Raw genomic sequence first — 1,145 nt, 5'->3', positions numbered from 1 at the left:
TGTTCACGGCGAGCGTTTTCTATTTTGGCGAAATTCGTTCCACCTGTACCTGAGACATCGATGGTATTAACGCCTAAACTTTGTAGATGGTGCATGGTTTGGTAAGACATACCAAAGCCAACTTCCTTAACCATTACTGGCCGATCTACGTTTTCGACGATAGCCACAATATTGTCTTCTAGTTTCCTGAAATCACGATCGCCTTCAGGCATGACAATTTCTTGAGCTGTATTCAAGTGAATTTGTAGGGCATCTGCGTCTAATAAATCAACTGCTCTTCTGGCATCCTCTAAGGTCTTATCAGCGCCGACATTGGCCATCAAGAAACCATTGGGATTCACGTCACGAATAATGGTAAAAGAATCCGCTACCGAAGGGTCTTTTAAGGCTGCAGAAACGGATCCTGAAGCCATTGGTAAATGACATTCACGAGCCACTTCAGCGAACATACCATTAATTTTCTTGGTCCATTCAGACCCACCAGTCATGGCATTAATATAGAAAGGGCGGTCAAATTGTTGTTTAAACAAAGTGGTCGACAAGTCGATACTATTGAATTCTTGGTGGGACAAGGAAGGGTGGACAAAGCGGACAGAATCAAAATCGGTTGGCGCTGTTTGATATTGCATTTCAGCATTGTGCACGTGGGCATCTTTACGGTTCATACTATCTCTCCTGTTCATTTCTTTGCCAGAAAGCGAAGGGGAGAACGACTAGGTCGTTTTCTCGCCATAAGCCTTGGATGGCTTTGGCCTCATCAGCTTGACTAGAAATCGCGTAGGCACAGTCTCCAGCCCCCGCCCCAGAAATTTTGGCGACGGTTTTTTCTGATGTGACTAACTTCAGTGCTTTCTTAAAGGACTTGGTCAAATAAGGTTTATTCAGTGTTTGGGTATACGTTAAAATGTTGTCGAAATTATCTTTGATGGCTGATTTGAATAAAGACCATTCATTCATTTGGATAGCTGCCTTAGCCATTAAAACTTGCCGTTTGGCCAATTGTTTAAAACTGGCCATAATTTCTTCCAGTTCCCGTTCAGAAATATGGTGGGCTACCATTTTTAATAAGTCTTCAGTCGATGCCTTTTCTTTAGACCAAACTAGGGATAAAGTCCAGTCTGGGTCAACCGGCAATTGTTCAATCA

2 pseudogenes are annotated in these 1,145 nt (G+C 43.0%); both read right to left on the bottom strand.

The annotated features are described in order from the left end of the window. Nucleotides 1–665, bottom strand: a pseudogene (locus ACRCJ0_RS14785) (type 2 isopentenyl-diphosphate Delta-isomerase); the annotation flags it as partial. 1 nt (nucleotide 666) lies between these two features. Continuing rightward, nucleotides 667–1,145 (bottom strand): annotated as a pseudogene (locus ACRCJ0_RS14780) (phosphomevalonate kinase); the annotation flags it as partial.

The organism is Aerococcus sp. L_32 (assembly GCF_050689315.1).
This window is presented reverse-complemented; position numbering and strand designations above follow the sequence as displayed.